We start from the raw sequence: 17141 nt of genomic DNA on the forward strand, positions 1-17141 counted from the left end.
TTGAACACTCGAGAAGGGCTTGGGATGTAGATCCTGGATGGAGTGGCATAGTTTGCAACAGAACCAAGATAGGCAAAAACTATGCTGACACGGGGTTATTATTTATCAATAAGTCACATAAGGCAGATTGTAGATAATGAAGCATGATTTTGATGATTCCGACTATTGGAAGGGGGTTATTCTTTTTGGGCTGAATGCAGCAACTTACAAGATGGGACTAGCCAGAACCCTCATTGAGTTTGCAGGGCATGGGAAGCAGCATATTACGTGGGATGAGCTGTCAGAAGCCTACTTAAATCAGTACATTGACCGACTCACGAAAGAGAAGATGCCGCAGCAAAGCAACCCTACTCGCCTAACTGTAATGGAAAGAATCGTAAAGGAGCTACAGCTTGGCAATATCACTCATTCCGAGGCTCTAGAGCGTGTGGGTGAACAGGCTTTTGTTGATGTAGTTCCGAGATTCCAAACAATCGGCAGGGATAAGCAGATTGTTAAAGGGCACTTTTATGAGGCTCAACAGGGCAAGTCCCTGATTCTTAAAGATTCACTTTTAAGGTTTGATGCTGAGCAGTTAGCAGAGCTGGACAGGGAAGTAGTTGCTCGTTGGAGCCTATTAGAAGGTGCTTTTTCGATCAATCAGGCACAGTTTGAACTGGCTAATGATATTCGCGAAATCTACCTGAGGGACGGCTATAGCAGACGTGGACTAACTGAAAATATACCTTTCCTCTCAGGCTATCAGGGCAATGTATGCTTTTACTGCTGCGAGCCGATGACTCAGGATGATATCCATGTGGACCATGTTCTACCAAGGCAAGTTATTATGCATGACGATGTATGGAACCTCGTCCTGAGTCATGGAGACTGTAACCTCCTGAAGTCTGATAAACTCGTGGGTCCCCATTTCATAGAGAAGCTAATAGCCAGAAATGAGAACATCATGGGGAGCAACCACCCTTGGAAGCAGAAGATAATTGCAGTATTAGGCACTACGCCAGCTCGAAGAGCCAAGACACTTACCAAACACTATAACAATGTAAAGACGTTACTCGGGAGTAACTATTGGGGGGGAATCAGTAGCTACAATCCTACAACAGACCCCTTTTACAGAAAACTAATTACTGTGCTGAATAATTCCAAATGACTATCGATTTTTACAACATAAATGCAGACAGATTTTATACATCGACGGTCGATGTGGACATGAGCCATCTATACGGCAGGTTTACTGAATATCTACCTTCTAATGCTCTTATCCTTGACGCTGGCTGTGGTTCCGGTAGAGACAGCAGGGCATTCCTTTCCATGGGGTATAGAGTTAAGGCTTTTGATGCTTCCCTAGAAATGGTGAAGCGAGCGAAAGAGCATACAGGGCTTGATGTTCAGTGTTTGAGTTTTGAGCAATTCCAGACAACGGAAAAATATAATGGTATCTGGTCGTGTGCCTCTTTACTGCATATCCCTATAAATGAGTTGCCTGCAATTATGAAAAGGCTTGAGGGTATGCTCGCTGCGGACGGAGTGTGGTATCTTTCCTTCAAGTATGGGGCTGAGCAGAGAGAAAAAGACGGCAGGCACTTTACCGATATCAACGAACGCATTCTGACCGGACTACTTGCACCTCTTCGTAGCTTGGAAGTCGTTTCTACCTGGGTGACTGAAGATGCCAGACCGGACAGAGACGAGAAATGGCTTAATGCCATTACAAAAAAGCTACCTCTGGAGGAATAATGAAACAACTGGTATCACTGATTCTATGTGCATTACTGTTATCCACGGGGGCACGAGCAGAGGTCATCAAGAAAAGTAAGTCCGGTATTTGCCACGATACAGACTCTTCATACTATAGCAGGACAAATAACTTCACCCCTCATGACACCCTTGAAGAATGCCTCAATGCTGGTGGTCGTTTACCGAAAAGTGCAAAAAGCAGAACGAACCAAAGATCCGGTACTTCAGAAGACGTAACCAGCGTTACAAATGCCGCTTCCGGAACGATTCCTGACTATAAGCGTTCATATTTTGGTAATTGGGCAGATGAAGACCGTGACTGCATCAACACACGCCACGAACTTCTGATGAAGCAAAGTACGAGTACTGTAGATACAGGTTCAAACAAATGTACAGTTCAGAGGGGTAGATGGTTAGATCCTTACACAGGCAAGACCTTCTATAACTCAAAAGAAGTCGACATTGACCACTTAGTACCCCTGAAATGGGCATGGGATCATGGTGCACATACCTGGACGCCAGCAAAACGTAAGCAGTTTGCTAATGACGAGGTAAATCTGTTTGCAGTACAAGCCAGTGTTAACCGAAGAAAAGGTGCTCTAGGTGTACTTGATTGGCTTCCACCAGCAGAATCATTCCATTGTCAGTACATATTGAGGTTCACACGTGTCACTAAGAGCTATGGGCTTGTCCTATCTGATTATGAACAGCAGAAGTTCAGCAAACTGAAAAAGCAGAAGTGTAGGTAATAAGGAAATAACATAAGAAGTGAAGAGGATGTAGAAAATTTCCAAAAAGATAAAAGTGTCCCATGTATACCAGCCAGTCATGAGAAAAGCTTTACTTCAACACTGGGGGACACGTCATCAGGCAGATATTGCACAAGCAATGCTCCGTAATGATGTAAGCCAGTTCTATTGCAAAGTTGTACAACAGTGAATAAAAAACCATCTTTTCTTGTGGTATAATATCGTAACCACTTGTTTTTATATGCTTTTTTTAATGAAACATTATAATCAAACACTGTTCGAAAGGTTGCTCAGTACATTTTTTGATCGATATACTTACATAACTTCTAATTCGGAATCATTAGAAGCAAAAACAAGGAGTGGAGAGAATGTAAGCTTCCATTACCGTGAGCTGGTTGATTTTCCTGAAGTTACACGCAGTTTCTTCTGTTTAAAAATCAACATGAAAATGAGAAATAAAAACGAGAGCCTTCGTATTTCTCGCTTTTCACCATTATATCATGACGACAACGGCTCAATATTTGAATACCAGTTTGTCATAGATCATTTTAATAAGCGCATTGAAAGCAAGAAGAACGAGTTTATTATTCTGGCAGTGAAAGAGTATTTACGGGATTCTTCTATCGAGCCTCTGAGTAACAGCGTCTTCTCACTGATCAAAGCTTTCACTCGTGCAAAAGCATCATGGCTTAAATATATCTCAGAGGACAATGCCCAATGGCTACTGAAACACGAGTCATCTTTCCCCCTCGACGATGATGTTGTAGCCAAGCTTAGAGAAAAATTTGAAAAGGATAAATTGCGTGATCGTAAATCGTTCTACGACAGGATCGAGTCAAACCCTCTAACCCCTGAACAAAGGCTTGCAGTTGTCAGAGAGAACGACAGAAACATGGTTCTGGCTGCTGCTGGAACAGGTAAGACTTCTGTGATGGTGGCTAAGGCACTAGATCTCATCGATGGCGGGCAATATAAGGCTAGTGACATATTGGTGCTGGCATACAATAATGCCGCTGCCAAGGAGCTTCGAGAGCGTATAGCAGTCCGTGCTAAAGAGGCTCGCTTGGACTTGGCTGAGGAGCCTCAAATTTCGACGTTTCACTCGCTGGGTAGAAAAATCCTACGGGACTCTGGAGTTCAAACCCACATTTCTTTTTTTGCTGAAGACACAAGGAAGTTTGACAAGTGGGTCTATGACTGGCTTGTCAATTATATTTCTTCAAGCACTGATGCAATGAAAAACTTCATTGCAATTCACTACAGACCATCAAACCCGTTTAAGTTTAAGTCGAAAGAAGAATACGAGCGTTTTGTCCGTGATAATGAGTATCGAGCGTTGAGCACTGACCTCGTTAGAGGGTATCAGGAACTTTTGATTGCAAACTGGCTTTATCTCAATGGGATTAAGTTTGAGTATGAAGCACATTACGTAACCAAAGTTCGAGTCGATATTGGCCATGACTATAGGCCCGACTTCCATATATCTGACACCAATATATACATCGAACACTTTGGTATAGACAGACTTGGAAAGACGAGGCCAGATATTGATGCTTCTGCTTACAGAAAAAGCATGGACAACAAGCGAGAGCTACACAAAAGGTATGGTACAAGGCTTATAGAGACATTCCATTATGATTGGGTTGAAAACTGTTTAGAAGAATCATTAAAGAAGCAGATCTCAGAGCTTGGTGTAAAGATAAATCCAATCAGCGATGAAGAGGTGCTCAAGGCACTGAATGAGTCAGGAATAATCGATAAAGGAGCCAAGGTGCTTCAGAAATCGCTTCAGGCTATTCGTGTGGAACAGCTTGACTCTCAACAGATACTTGAACGTCTCAACTCTAGTAAAGTGCACAATTCTGAGAAGCATGCCGAAATACTAAGCAGCCTACATGATGATTATGTCAAAGAGTTGAAGGATTCCGGGACCATCGATTTTGATGACATGATCATACGTGCCTCAAACTGCATTAGGGAGAAAAAGTTCAAACCCAGTTGGAAATTTATTCTGGTTGATGAGTTTCAGGATATATCAGGTGCTCGGATGAGCTTCCTAAACAACCTCATTGAGAAGGGCGATAATCCGAAGCTGACAGTGGTTGGTGACGATTGGCAGTCAATATACCGCTTTTCAGGTGGCAAGCTGGAACTGACAACCCGGTTTTCTGAACTGGTTGGCAGTAAAACGAAAACAATGCTTCAGAAAACATTTCGTTACAACAACAGCATTGCCGATACCGCAGGAACCTTCATCATGGAGAATGATGAGCAGTATAAGAAGCACATCGAGACTCATACGGTAGTGTCTAACTCTCAGATATATTTGCTTGATAGCAAGGTCAACAAAGATTTAATCAGCATGGCGCTGAAGGCATTGCAGATAGTGAAGAAGATTCGCCAGGAGGATAGAAGTGGTTCCGTTGCAATTCTCAGCCGATACCGATATTTGATTAAAGATGCCAAGGAACAGATTTCCAAGGCAAGGCTATCCGAGAACGTGAAGTTCTGGACGTTTCACGGGAGTAAGGGGCTAGAGGCTGACTACTGTATTCTGATTGGCTTTGCTCAGGGCAAAACAGGCTTCCCGAACGAGAACAAAGATGATGAAGTGGTTGAGGCTCTTTTACCGTCACTGGATGACTATCCCCATTCCGAAGAGCGACGGCTAATGTATGTTGCGCTTACGAGGGCGAAAAAGAAATCCTATATAATTGCAGACCCAACAGCGCCATCAAGCTTTATTAATGAGCTAATATCGCCGAAATACGATTTACATATAGTGTCTGAGACCTTCAAGGAGTCCTACAGGAAGATTTTCAAGTGCCCAAACTGTACTGAGGGGTATTTCAAGAAAATAGATGGCAAGTTTGGAGCCTTCCTGAAATGTAGTTCTGAGCAGGCTTGCCTGATAAAGCCCAGAGTCTGTAAATCGTGTGGTGCACCTTCCATTGACAATGCACATAGTAGTGTTTGTCAAAATCCAAACTGCGGAGAGTCATTCAAAATCTGCCCCCGTTGCGCCAGACCAATGGCTTTACGGGACGGTAAGTTTAGCAAATTCTATGGCTGTACTGGCTATGGCATCAAAGAAGATCAATGCAAGTATACTGAGCGCATATGACGGGTGCTTTCTTACCTTAAGGCGAATCTTTTAACCAGTTTTCCGATTTTAGCAGGCGAATAGGGAGGATAGTCTATACTGCTCCTGCGCGGCTTAATTAGGGCTTTCGGAGGGAGCGATTTATCCTCGCTGAACTGATGATCGATATAAACACAAAACGCTCCAATTAAAGGGATTTTCTACTCAGGCTGCGGGATGGTTATTTCAATGCATTCAGCAGATTGATGAATTTCGTGAGAAATATCATTTTGAATTACTTTTCTATGGGTTCAAATCGTTAATTAAGGATTTGATCTAACATTAATCAGTTAATAATTGTTAATACCATTCTCAAAACCAGGATATCAGCTATTACTGGTAAGACGAATGAAAAATAAACAATCAGGATTTCTAACTAGATGAATTCATTACGGAAAATAGATTTTCGGTTGTTTCTGGTTCTACTTGTTTCCAATTTTACCCCTGTTATCTATTCCACGGTCAGGGTCTATTTTCTTGGAGCCATTCCCGATACATCGGGATATAGTATTGCAGCTCAAGCAGTCTGGTTGAATCTGATCTATGAAGTTGTCTCTGAGGGACTGATGTTTTCCCTGTATTTCATACTGGGTCAAGTAACCTGTAGACCGAGACTGTTTTCGGAACGAGTCAGCATCGCATTACTGATTGTAGTAGGGGCCTATGCTCTGCTATATGTGAATATATTGATCTTCGCAGAATCTATCATCCAATCCATGGGCCAGACTCAAGAGCAGGTTGCTGCTACAGCTGACTATATCCGGCTTGAAAGCTTAGCACTTTTGCTTTCATCAGTTTATTGCGTGATGATGGTCGTGCTTTTATTGCAGAAACGTGACCAGTTGATGTATGTCCTGTTAGTTTTTAAAACCACTCTCATTTTAATACTAGACAGCCTGTTTGTAAGCCAATTGCCATTTTCAATCCAGCTAGGTATCAATGGCATAGCCTGGACCAACATTATCGTGAATGGATTATTGTTATTTGTTTCCTTGTCATGGCTGAGAATTTCTGGTGTCTCGTTACGGCATATCCCAAGGAGCAATATGCGAGTCTGGATAACAGACTGGATGAAAGTCAGTGCAAAATCGGGCCTGGAATCACTTGTCAGGAACCTTGCCTTTATGGTGATGATCCTGAAACTGGTCAATGAGGTTCAGCAGGCTGGTGTCTATTGGGTGGCTAATCAGTTTATCTGGGGTTGGCTACTTCTCCCGGTACTAGCCCTTGGAAACTTGATCAAGCAGGATGCTGCATGCAGTAATGGAGAGCTTGGTTTCCGCTTAAAGGGGTATTTTCAGTTCACTCTACTGATTATATTTGGATGGATGCTTACACTGCCTGGATGGGAGTGGTTTATACGGATTATTATGGGCGTACCTCAGGCTGAGCAAGTTATGAATCTGACTCTTCTAATGCTGGGATTCTACATTGTGTTTGCTTTCAACCATATTTTGGATAGCTACTTCTATGGTGTCGGGCGTACCGACTTGCTGCTCTACCAATCGCTAGTAGTTAGTGGTGTTTTCTACGGTGGGGCATATTTTCTGCATCAACTGGGCTATTTTGTCCCAACTCTGAATTCCATAGCTGTTCTCTTCGGGCTCGGCTTAACTGTAGATGCCACCGTTACTGGTCTCCTTTTCTGGTTCTTTGTGAAAAGCAGAGAGCAAACAAGCCCGTTGTTTGATCAGATAAGGGAGAACCGAACGTGACAATTGATGAACAGATGAAATATCAATATAAGAAAAACGGATACTTGATCATAAAGGAGGTAGTTAGTGTTGAATCAGGCAACTATTCTTCTCGCTTTGAGCAGGCCATAGGACGGATGGCTAGATCTATTGGTGTGACAAAGGAAGAATACTTGAATGTCGTTTGCCGATGGAATTCCAAAAACGACTCTGTGAAAGAATTTGCGAAGGAGCTTAGTTTGGTTGTCGAGCCTTTTTAAGAGAGCCTAATACGTCGGGAGGTAGAAGTCATCGGGTCTTCAGTAATACGGAGGTCTACAGGGGCGGGAAAGGGAACGCATGTGCAGACGCCGGGTACTGCTTGACAAAGGGCTCCGAAGGGTATGATCTTAGCACTTAGATTGCCCTAGAAGATTTGAGCGCCTCTAGTATGGTGCTTTGCGAGTGATTCCTGGTAGTCTCGTTGCTGCTGATGCGATACCTCAATAGGACTTCCCCAGCGAAAAGCCTAAAGGATGATATCTTTGGGAAAATAACTACCAGAAAACATCATTCGCGAACACTCAAAAATGGCTAGGGATGAGGGTTCTTGATGGAGTGGCCTGAGTTTGCAATAGTATCGCAACACCTACGACACATCTTCAGCCCTCGCATATCTCCAAAAGTCGTTCAAGCAAAGCTTCAAACCCTATACCCCTAGTCGAACTTAAAGGTGATAGAGATAAAGCCTGTGCTCCCAAAGCTGGAATCTGTGAATGTTGACCAAAAACATTGAATGGGGCCACATGAAGATCCATAAATTCATCATCAACATCAGGATATAAAATTATCATAGCTTTAACAGCTTGCTTGTTGTCCCAATCGCAAAGTCCATGAACATATTTCATCGTACATTCTGGTAGGTATTGATTGAACGCAAGGCTTCTTGTTGTGTACTTAGCATCCAATACTAATAGTATGCTTGCCTTGCCCTCCTCCCTAACCTGAAGGACAATATCAGGCGACCTTCTAGAATATTCATAGTTTCTAGATTTTCCAAGTCTATCACTTCGGGAACTGAGCTCTGACCTATGCTCTGTATTAACTATCTTACCAGCATTTCTATGACCGACCATCCAATAAATCGGCTCGTAAAATAGAGAAACATCTTTATCATATATAATTCCTCTCCACATACTTCCGATAGGTCTATTATAGTACTCATCACTGCTGTCAATACACCAGCGCTTCACCCTTAAAACGGTATAGTACTCAAATATCTTGGGCATCGAGTTAATCGCCAGAAAAAGGTGATGTGACCTCCAATCAACTGAATTATTCTGATACCAACTTATAATCATTCTAAACAGCAATAAATAATGTCTGTTACCTCTGACTTTTGCTGTTATTTTTGGCATACCTTCTTCAGTAGGTTTTACAGGTAGATATCTTTGATAAATAGACTGTATTCTTGCAAGACGCCTTCGACAGTTTTGAATGGTTGTTATATGATGGCTATTAATTTTATGCATCCACGACTTCATGCAAGAATAAAAACTAACATAATCTTGATGCGAATTTTTTGACTTGGCCGTATCCACCTGGGTGTAGTTATCTAGAACTTCTTGGCTAAAATTCAATAGATTTCCAAGGTAATTATGAAGCACACGGTTTTCATATATATCAGTATGATCCTGCATCACTGCTGTTTGCAATTCAGCAGCGAAGTATGCTCTGTTATCAAATATCAAATGGGCTCTATCTCTATCATTAGTTTCCTCAAGTACAGATAGATTTTCAACTAACCAAGAAATACCTTGCTCATGCAAGACATCTACTTCCTTTCCCCCTTTAATCGCAAGATTAGATACTAGTGATTTCAAAGGACGATGCAGTATGTGCTGTGTTATCTCTTCAAGTATTTCAGTATCTTTCAATAATTGCTCAATTACCTTATGAGGTCTTTCTCCTCCTTCTGCAGCAGCAGCATGTAACTTTGTTGCCCCAAAGTCTTTATGAAGTTGTCCGTTAGTTTCTGTCAAAATGAAATCAATCATTTTTTCAGCTTGCTTAGCCGTAACTTTTCTCGCCAATACCTCTATGGGAGCCACTTCTATAACTTCTGCTTGCTCTTCAGTTTCAATATGCAATCCTAGAAAAGCCATGCCAAAATAGTTAAAAAATAAAGCCTCACGCTTACCATTTTTCCTGTACGCAGGAAGTAACTCATATTCTAGAAAATTGGAGTTTTTACTCTGTGAAAAAGCATAAGTCAACTCACCTACACACAGAGATACGCATTTGCATGGTTTATCTAATCTTAGAAAAAAAGCAAGAGCCTCAGTTTCAAGAATATAGGGTAAAGATTCTTTCACCACCTGGGCCTCACCCACAGGTAGTGTAAATCGAGTCCCCTTTCTCTTTCCATCCAGAACCTCTAAATAAAGTTCCATAATTAAATGAGCTCCCTAGAAGAAGTTATAACTTCCAACATAGTCATCACCTTCTATCAAAATGCCCTCTAAAAGCTCCGATGTTCTGGAGAGGTTGTTTTGCGCTGCATGGTCTCTCAATTTTTCCAAGCGATCCTTAAACTGCTTTCCATAACCATTTATCATAGGCAGAGCATGCTGAGAGATTGCAAAATCAGCTGCATATTTTCTATCGATATATTTGCAAGCAACCTCGTAATAAGCGAACATTGCATTTCTTTTTCGCTTACTAACGGTAATTGGATTACCGAAGTTTTTGTCTTTTTCCTCTAATATGTCATAAAAGCTAGTTAGCATAAGAGGTTCATCCTCTAGCAACTCATTTGGCACACCAAAGAAGGTCTCAAGTTGCACAAATGGAACAGCCCCATTTAAAGAAAAAGAATTACCTTCAGTTTGTGATGAAAGAAGTGGAATATCCATTGAGATCACTGGCACACGGTCACATAATCTAGGTGAAAGAGTTTCTGTAGTATGATCATTATTGATTGTTGCTACAAATCTAAGATTGTTACCGGGAGTTAGATACCGGTCTTCGCCCTGCATTCCTGTATCAATAAGTCGATTGCGCCCTTCACCATCACACATAGCTAAAAAGTCTGACCAATAGTGCTCAATAGGGCTAAGATTAGCTTCGTCAAGAAGAATCATTCTTAGGGAATTTTGGGCTCCTTTTTCTTTACTATGTTGTAAAAATTGGTAAACCCCTGTTTTAGATGGTTGATAAACTCCCTTCAAGCTGTTGTAAAAACCGATAAAGTCCCTACCCGATACCCATCCTCTACCAACAGGAACATTCAAGAAATTAGATGTGTCATTTTCAATCTCTAACAATCCATGAGCTTTCGCCAACCTGATTGCTGTAGATGTTTTACCAGCACCAGGCAAACCTTTAAATACAGTAAGAAAAGATTGTTGTATAGTAATTATAATATTTGCCATTTCTTCATAGGAAAACTCTCGACCTCGCTCATCAAATTTTTCTACAAAAGCCTGTATTAAATCACCTCCTTCACTTGGGAACTCACTTGCCATTTTTACCGTTAAATAATTTACTTTATTATTTTTTCTATTGTATGAATGCCCTTGTAAAAGATCTAGTATAGTTTTTATTTCAGTCATTTCTTTTGGTAAATCAGGACTCTTTAATTTTGCCTCTTGGGCTTTTACCGTATCTCTTAACTCACTTTCTCTTCGCGTCAGAAACTTCACTTCATCTTTAAGCGTGTGAGCTTTATCAAGAAGATCAATATCACCAAGCATTTTATCGTGTTTAGCCGACAAATCTTCTAATTTTTTATGTTTATCTTGGATATCCTTTTCTAGGTTTGCCATACGCTTCTTTCTTTCTCTTTTTAAATCATCATCAGACTTATCCTTGATACGTTTTATCTCCTCTTCAGCCTTTTGTTTGGCTTCAGCAATAAATAGTTCCGCCTCCTGCTCCTTCTTCATTTTTTTTGAAGATAAATCTCTGATTTCCATCTCCAAAGCTTCTTTTTTTGCACTCAACTCTGGAAGATAATTGTTTGCCATACTAGGATTTTTTTTGATATAACTTGTGAGAAATTCCTTTCCCTCAGCCCCCCTTAAGTAGTTGTCGACAATTTCTTCACCGGCTTCACTTGCTCCTAGATACTGATCTAATAGTTTTTTGAGCCTATTGATCCTTTCACTATTTTTAGCCTGCTTTTCTCTCCTTAAAACTTCAGCTATTGTCTTTTTTAATGTTTCTGCTGCTTTTCGGCTAATACTAGGACTACTTTTCCCAAATTTATTCTTTGAAAAAAATGTTATTAATTGCGTATCCGTTATGTAATCTATCTGACTAATCGACTCACTTAGCTTCTGTGATAACATTTTTATTGATAATAGATAACCTGCTGTAATTTGGGGATCTGATGAAAATCCAGGCTTTAAAAAAATACCTTTATTTATTAGCTCATCAAGATTAATTCTGGCAATATGATGCGTATGCAGTTTAAGCGCAACTTGTGAAGAGGGAGCCACAGTTACTTGATCATCAACAACATCAGCAGTGAAAGGCCCATAAACATTATTCTCACTCAATATAAAAAACGCACCTTGTGGAGGGGTACCTAAATAATCCCAAAGCCCTGTACTTCTTTCAGGGAGACTAGAATTGATAACTGGAATCATTTGATTTGTTTCAAGAGGCTTTGCTTCACGCCCTGTAGACCAATGAGAGTGGTGCCCATGAGATAATCCTTCAAGACTCCTATCTTCGAGCAAACTAAACCCTTCTAATAAGAAAAGTTCACCTTCTTTAAATTTTTGCTCGATATTCTCATACCCTTTACTTATCCATACTCCTCGCCTAGGAAACTCTTCTAAGTCTGGTAGACTGACGACCCCATCATGTCTATTTCTTGTAAATACTATTTTTACAGTCCCTTTATCAGGGGAGCCCAATGCAGTATCTTTAACAACAAGTAATTCTACATCCGCAGCTTCGTACATCCTACTCACCTTTTCTTACGATTTAAAATCTAAGTAACTGAAACCTAATTGAAAACTTCATTATTAATTCTTACTAATATTGTCTACTTGGACAATATTAGTAAGTGTATTTAAATTGAATAAGCCGCATATAGACTCCTTCTTTTCTTCAAAGAAATATTAAAAGTTAATGAATGAAAAGTAGACGAAAAACATGCATTCATCGAAACAGTCATTATTTTTTGAATTCAATGAAAATTTATACACGCTACCGCTCTTTGCACCATTTCTCAAAAACTAAGGTTTGACTCCTCACAATAGCCCGAAGTCGCCTACTATCTAGTTGAGAGTCTGGGTTAATACTAACTCTCCCAGAGCCCACGGTGACAGGTTAGTAGTAGCCACCTCAATGTTCCTTCGGCCTATCCTCTCCACAAGGGCCAATCTCATCTGCTATTAACTTCAGCAACTCCTCCCCATTCTCACCTCGATACACCTCAAACTGTTTTCTTTGCTTGTTGAGCGCTTCCTCGATAACCTGTTCAGTTTTTATTGGACAATACAGCCCTCCAGACTCACTCAGATACTCAACCTTTCTAGAAAAATCATCCGGTGAAAAAGCCAACTCAAGCATTGGCAAATTAATGTTATCCTGATACTTGCGTCGTTCAAGTTCCTGAAAACTTCCATTTCTGTTAGACGACGGCCAGATTCGAGAAGAACAGGAGTCCTTATCTATTGAAGTAACAAAAACACCCGCATCGATCTCCCCTTTTCGAAACAAGTTGTTGAGTTTGTTAAAGGCTCGATAGGCACTGGCTGTATTCCCAGTCTCAAACTCAACACCCACTTTGATCTCTCCCGAAAAAGCAGTCTTATGAAAAAAGTCGTGCAGATTTGTATCAATCGAATCCAAAGAGAAACATTGTCTTTGTACAAACATGCCATAGTACAGCGGGAAAAGCCTCGATAGCTCATATTCAGGAAGCTGGCTGAGCCTAATGTAAGCCTCCAAAAAAGGGACTACGTCGCTTTTCTCCAGGTGATATCCCAGACCTTCCCCTGGCAACACCCCAAACCCATCAATGTCCTGCCCATCAATACACGTTTCACCCTGCCACCCTGCATGCAAGGCCAGATTGCTCTGAAAGGCCTTGGAAATGAAGGAAGCGGAATTCACCACACAGGGTGACACCCCACCTTTGCGCTTGCGATAATACCAGGGAGAATCATTGATGATGAATTGATCTCCCTGCGTCACAATTCCTGTGAGAGCCGATGTGACTATAGTAGATACAGCTCTTTCAGCTTTCGCGTCGGCCAATGGGAGATTATTTCTTTTATGGACTTTCATTTTTCAGATAGTGAAGCGTTCGATCGAGTAGCAGGGAAGGGGTGAGGTCCAGCGCGTCAGCGAGGTGTATGAGAGTGCTCAGGGTGGGTTGGCGCAGGCCACGTTCCAATAGCGATATATAGGTACGGTCTACACTTGCTTTCTCAGCCAGTTTTTCCTGTGATAATCCTGCTGCTTTACGCGACTCCCGCAAAGCATCTGCGAATGCATCTTCAACACCCAAACCGTACAACCCCAACTATTTATAAGCATTGTAATAATGGTGTTGTGACGACTAAAGTACGACGGACTATAGTCTTCAGGACTCTTTATTTTTGTGTTACCCTTGGAAAAATATTTAACGAGCCGGGTCATGGGATACTCTAATCAATTTTTTAACGCTTTAGGGGTGAGCAGCCACTTACAAACAGAGATCAAGGCCCTCGCCAAAAGAGCGCATATCCCTGTCAGCCGCCTCAAGTATTACAATGATCATAATATTCTGCCCTCAGGTAGCGACCTCGATAATATTCTCCACACGACAGGCATAGACAAGCTTGAGCTGATGCTTAAGATGGGGCGTTTGGACAGAGAAACTATTGCAGCTCTGCAAGAGCATGCAAGCGGCATCTGCAGCCTTATTAAGGATAATCACGACAGTAACAGACAGCTGAAAACTCTCCCCTATGAAAAAACGCTCGAAACGAATTTGGGGACGCTTTACCAGGGAGACTGTCTATCAGTTCTAGCAGATTACGAAAGTGACTGCGCCGACCTTGTTTTCGCGGACCCTCCCTTCAACCTGAACAAGCTCTATCCATCAGGCATGGATGACAACGTCAAAACAGAAACGTACCTGGACTGGTGCCAAAAGTGGATCGAAGAATGCATCCGCATACTGAAACCGGGTGGTGCTCTTCTTATTTGGAATCTGCCCCGGTGGAATACAGCCCTTGGTGATTTTCTCGATGGCAGAATGACGTTCAGGCACTGGATAGCCGTTGACATCAAGTACACTCTGCCCATCCAGAAAAGGCTTTATCCTTCACACTACTCCTTGGTCTACTACATAAAAGGTGACAAGCCCAATGCCTTTCATGCTGACAGGCTTCCCATGCAAACCTGTCCCAAGTGTCATGGTGACTTGAAGGACTATGGCGGCTACAAGGACAAAATGAACCCCTTGGGCATCAATATTTCAGACGTCTGGTTGGACATCCCCCCAGTACGCCATACCAAGTACAAACGAAGGGCTGGAGCTAATGAGCTATCCCTCAAGCTACTTGACCGTATTATTGAGATGACCACCGATGAAGGTGATCTCGTTGTGGATCCATTCGCGGGTAGCGGCACCACGCTGATGGCAGCTGAGCTCAAAAAGCGTCGTTGGATGGGTATTGAATTAGGACCATCTGACGATGTCATTAACCGCTTTAATCATATTAAGCGGGAGCGGGAGATTCTTGAAGGGTATCGAGAAAACTTAAACGCCCTTTTCCCTGAGCCCATCAAGCGCCAACGGGAAGCTAAAGGCCTCTGGACATGCGAAAGCGTGAGAAAAGCGAAAGACAAACAGGCCTCTCTTGAGCTCTGATATACTCTCGATACTTCTGTCTGCGTGAGTCTACTTTTCAAAGGATGAGAGATGAAATCAATCGTTTTCTTCAATAATAAAGGGGGTGTGGGAAAAACCACCTTGGCATGCAATCTGGTCTCGTACCTCAATATCTCAAAATCAAAGCGAGTGCTTCTCGTTGATGCTGACCCTCAGTGCAATGCCACTCAGGCCATTCTTGATGATGACATTTCCGAAAGCATCTACCTGGGTAAAAATTCTAATCAGAGCACACTCTACACCTGCTTATCACCACTAGAAGATGGTGAACCAGCAATAAACCTTAACATTAAGCCCTTTCTCGGAACAAAAAACAATTTTAAAACTGATCTTATTCCAGGTCACCCCAAGATGTCGATCATTGAAGACAGACTCAGTGACGCCTGGTCTGAGCTCCGTGCTCGGGAAACACGGGGTTATCGTATTACAAACTGGTGTCATCAGCTGATACAACGCTTCGAAAGAGAATATGACCTTATTGTATTCGATGTTGGTCCTTCCTTAGGGGCATTGAATAGATCCGTCATACTGGCATGTGACTATGTCATCACCCCTTTTGGCTGTGACATTTTCAGCCTGTTAGGTGTGAAAAACATCGCAAGCTGGATTAAAGCCTGGAAGCATGAGTATGATAGCTCGATAAGTGAAACCAAAAGCCACAAACCTAAAATATTCGAAAAGTTTTCAATCATTGATGACACCGATGCCAAATTTCGATTTGCGGGGTACTCAGTTCAACAGTACGTCACCAGAAAGTTTAAGAATGGCCCTCGCCCTGTAAAGTCATATGACAAAATCATGTCCGAAATTCCCGATATTGTTAAAAAAAGCATGGCGTTTATAGCCTCAGATCGAAGCAATAAATCTTACGAACTCGGGCACATACCCTACTTGTACAGCCTTGTCCCTATGGCTCAAGCAGCAAAATCTCCTATTCACTCATTAAAAAGCTCTGATGGTGTGGTTGGCAGCCAATATGCCCAGGTTCAGTCGTATGCAGACCTTATGGAGACCCTTTCCAATAAGCTGCTTAGAAACGTAGGAGAGGACCATTGATCCATTGGCCTAAGAACCTCATACGTGAAATTGCCCATCGAAGGGTCGCCCTTTTTTTGGGAGCAGGGGTTTCATCTTCATCTACAGATAATCAAGACAACAACCCGAAGAGCTGGAGCGCTTTTCTCTCAGAGGCCTCAAGCCTCATAAAGGGTGACAGAGCAAAGAGAGAAGTCTCCGAACTGATAAAAAACAGGAACTACCTGCTCGCCCTTCAAGCTATCTCTGACGAATCAGATCCATCTGATTATCATGCGCTATTGAATGAGAACTTTAATAATCCAGGTTACACACCAAGCAAGCTGCATGAAATCATCATGAAGCTTGATTCCAATATTGTCATCACAACAAACTTTGACAAAATCTATGAAAATTACTGTGAGTCAACCTCACAAGAAGGCTACAAAGTAGTCACATACGACACAGGTAACCTAGGCGACCATCTCAGATCAGACCAGAGAGTTATTATCAAGGCTCACGGTACAATCAATGATTTCCAAAAAATGATTTTCACGAAGTCGCAGTATCATAAAGCCAAAGCTGATTACCCCCATTTTTACGAAATCCTAAAGGCCATACTGCTCACTAAAACCTGCATATTTATAGGTTGTGGCATGGACGACCCTGACATCTTACTGATGCTTGAAGATGTTAAAATCACATCATCCAGTACCTTTCCTCACTATGCCCTTATTAAAGCCAACAGCCACAGTAAATTTGCTATCCGCGATTGGCAAGAAACATACAACATCAGAGCACTAGAGTATGGGCCTGAACATACCAACTTGATAGATGATCTTGATGAACTATTTACCGAAGTTGAGGCAGTGAGATCAATAACACTTGGGACATAAGCTTTAGTTTTTATCGGAGAACTAAATCAAGCT

The 17141-nt window shown here is 41.9% G+C and carries 13 protein-coding genes; 9 read left to right on the top strand and 4 right to left on the bottom strand.

All coding sequences use genetic code 11. The annotated features are described in order from the left end of the window. Positions 1–136: 136 nt before the first annotated feature. The 6 genes from ACOMHB_RS23040 (at position 137) to ACOMHB_RS23065 (ending at position 7579) form a co-directional block, all read left to right on the top strand. On the top strand, positions 137–1147 hold the full coding sequence (locus ACOMHB_RS23040) for an HNH endonuclease (protein WP_448218381.1): 1011 nt from the start codon (positions 137–139) through the stop codon (positions 1145–1147). Beyond that, a complete protein-coding gene (locus tag ACOMHB_RS23045) occupies positions 1144–1734 on the top strand; it encodes a class I SAM-dependent methyltransferase (RefSeq protein WP_448218382.1) in 591 nt (196 codons plus the stop codon). Before ACOMHB_RS23040 ends, ACOMHB_RS23045 begins: the two co-directional genes overlap by 4 nt. After that, positions 1734–2483: an HNH endonuclease family protein gene (locus tag ACOMHB_RS23050; protein WP_448218383.1), complete on the top strand. Its 750-nt coding sequence runs from the start codon at positions 1734–1736 to the stop codon at positions 2481–2483. The genes ACOMHB_RS23045 and ACOMHB_RS23050 overlap by 1 nt, the downstream gene beginning before the upstream one ends. Positions 2484–2736: 253 nt before the next feature. Beyond that, positions 2737–5607 (top strand): UvrD-helicase domain-containing protein, encoded by a 2871-nt coding sequence (locus tag ACOMHB_RS23055; protein WP_448218384.1) that lies wholly within the window; start codon positions 2737–2739, stop codon positions 5605–5607. A gap of 398 nt (positions 5608–6005) precedes the next feature. After that, positions 6006–7340, top strand: coding sequence for an MATE family Na+-driven efflux transporter (locus ACOMHB_RS23060; protein WP_448218385.1), 1335 nt, complete (start codon positions 6006–6008; stop codon positions 7338–7340). Then, a complete protein-coding gene (locus ACOMHB_RS23065) occupies positions 7337–7579 on the top strand; it encodes a hypothetical protein (RefSeq protein WP_448218386.1) in 243 nt (80 codons plus the stop codon). Before ACOMHB_RS23060 ends, ACOMHB_RS23065 begins: the two co-directional genes overlap by 4 nt. Positions 7580–7960: 381 nt before the next feature. On the opposite strand, the gene ACOMHB_RS23070 is transcribed toward ACOMHB_RS23065, so the two are convergent. The 4 genes from ACOMHB_RS23070 to ACOMHB_RS23085 form a co-directional block, all read right to left on the bottom strand. Next, a complete protein-coding gene (locus tag ACOMHB_RS23070) occupies positions 7961–9751 on the bottom strand; it encodes a DUF2357 domain-containing protein (RefSeq protein ID WP_448218387.1) in 1791 nt (596 codons plus the stop codon). A 15-nt stretch (positions 9752–9766) separates the two neighbouring features. Further along, positions 9767–12271: an ATP-binding protein gene (locus ACOMHB_RS23075; protein WP_448218388.1), complete on the bottom strand. Its 2505-nt coding sequence runs from the start codon at positions 12269–12271 to the stop codon at positions 9767–9769. 385 nt (positions 12272–12656) lie between these two features. Further along, positions 12657–13574, bottom strand: a complete 918-nt coding sequence (locus ACOMHB_RS23080) for a hypothetical protein (RefSeq protein WP_448218389.1) — start codon at positions 13572–13574, stop codon at positions 12657–12659. Between the two features lie 16 nt (positions 13575–13590). Further along, positions 13591–13827, bottom strand: a complete 237-nt coding sequence (locus ACOMHB_RS23085) for a helix-turn-helix domain-containing protein (protein WP_448218390.1) — start codon at positions 13825–13827, stop codon at positions 13591–13593. 129 nt (positions 13828–13956) lie between these two features. On the opposite strand from ACOMHB_RS23085, the gene ACOMHB_RS23090 reads away from it, so the two are divergent. From ACOMHB_RS23090 to ACOMHB_RS23100, 3 genes are read left to right on the top strand one after another with little or no spacing between them, the layout of a single operon-like run. Further along, positions 13957–15177 carry a DNA-methyltransferase gene (locus ACOMHB_RS23090; protein ID WP_448218391.1) on the top strand — a complete coding sequence of 407 codons (1221 nt, stop codon included), beginning with the start codon at positions 13957–13959 and terminating at the stop codon, positions 15175–15177. A gap of 51 nt (positions 15178–15228) precedes the next feature. Beyond that, a complete protein-coding gene (locus tag ACOMHB_RS23095) occupies positions 15229–16254 on the top strand; it encodes a ParA family protein (protein ID WP_448218392.1) in 1026 nt (341 codons plus the stop codon). Next, positions 16251–17108, top strand: a complete 858-nt coding sequence (locus ACOMHB_RS23100; RefSeq protein ID WP_448218393.1) for an SIR2 family protein — start codon at positions 16251–16253, stop codon at positions 17106–17108. Before ACOMHB_RS23095 ends, ACOMHB_RS23100 begins: the two co-directional genes overlap by 4 nt. Positions 17109–17141: the final 33 nt, after the last annotated feature.

This window comes from Endozoicomonas sp. 2B-B, from assembly GCF_053470045.1.

Coding starts and splice junctions, on each gene's coding strand:
- ACOMHB_RS23040 (WP_448218381.1), top strand. CDS start 137: ATGAAGCATGATTTTGATGATTCCGACTATTGGAAGGGGGTTATTCTT.
- ACOMHB_RS23045 (WP_448218382.1), top strand. CDS start 1,144: ATGACTATCGATTTTTACAACATAAATGCAGACAGATTTTATACATCG.
- ACOMHB_RS23050 (WP_448218383.1), top strand. CDS start 1,734: ATGAAACAACTGGTATCACTGATTCTATGTGCATTACTGTTATCCACG.
- ACOMHB_RS23055 (WP_448218384.1), top strand. CDS start 2,737: ATGAAACATTATAATCAAACACTGTTCGAAAGGTTGCTCAGTACATTT.
- ACOMHB_RS23060 (WP_448218385.1), top strand. CDS start 6,006: ATGAATTCATTACGGAAAATAGATTTTCGGTTGTTTCTGGTTCTACTT.
- ACOMHB_RS23070 (WP_448218387.1), bottom strand. CDS start 9,751: ATGGAACTTTATTTAGAGGTTCTGGATGGAAAGAGAAAGGGGACTCGA.
- ACOMHB_RS23075 (WP_448218388.1), bottom strand. CDS start 12,271: ATGTACGAAGCTGCGGATGTAGAATTACTTGTTGTTAAAGATACTGCA.
- ACOMHB_RS23090 (WP_448218391.1), top strand. CDS start 13,957: ATGGGATACTCTAATCAATTTTTTAACGCTTTAGGGGTGAGCAGCCAC.
- ACOMHB_RS23095 (WP_448218392.1), top strand. CDS start 15,229: ATGAAATCAATCGTTTTCTTCAATAATAAAGGGGGTGTGGGAAAAACC.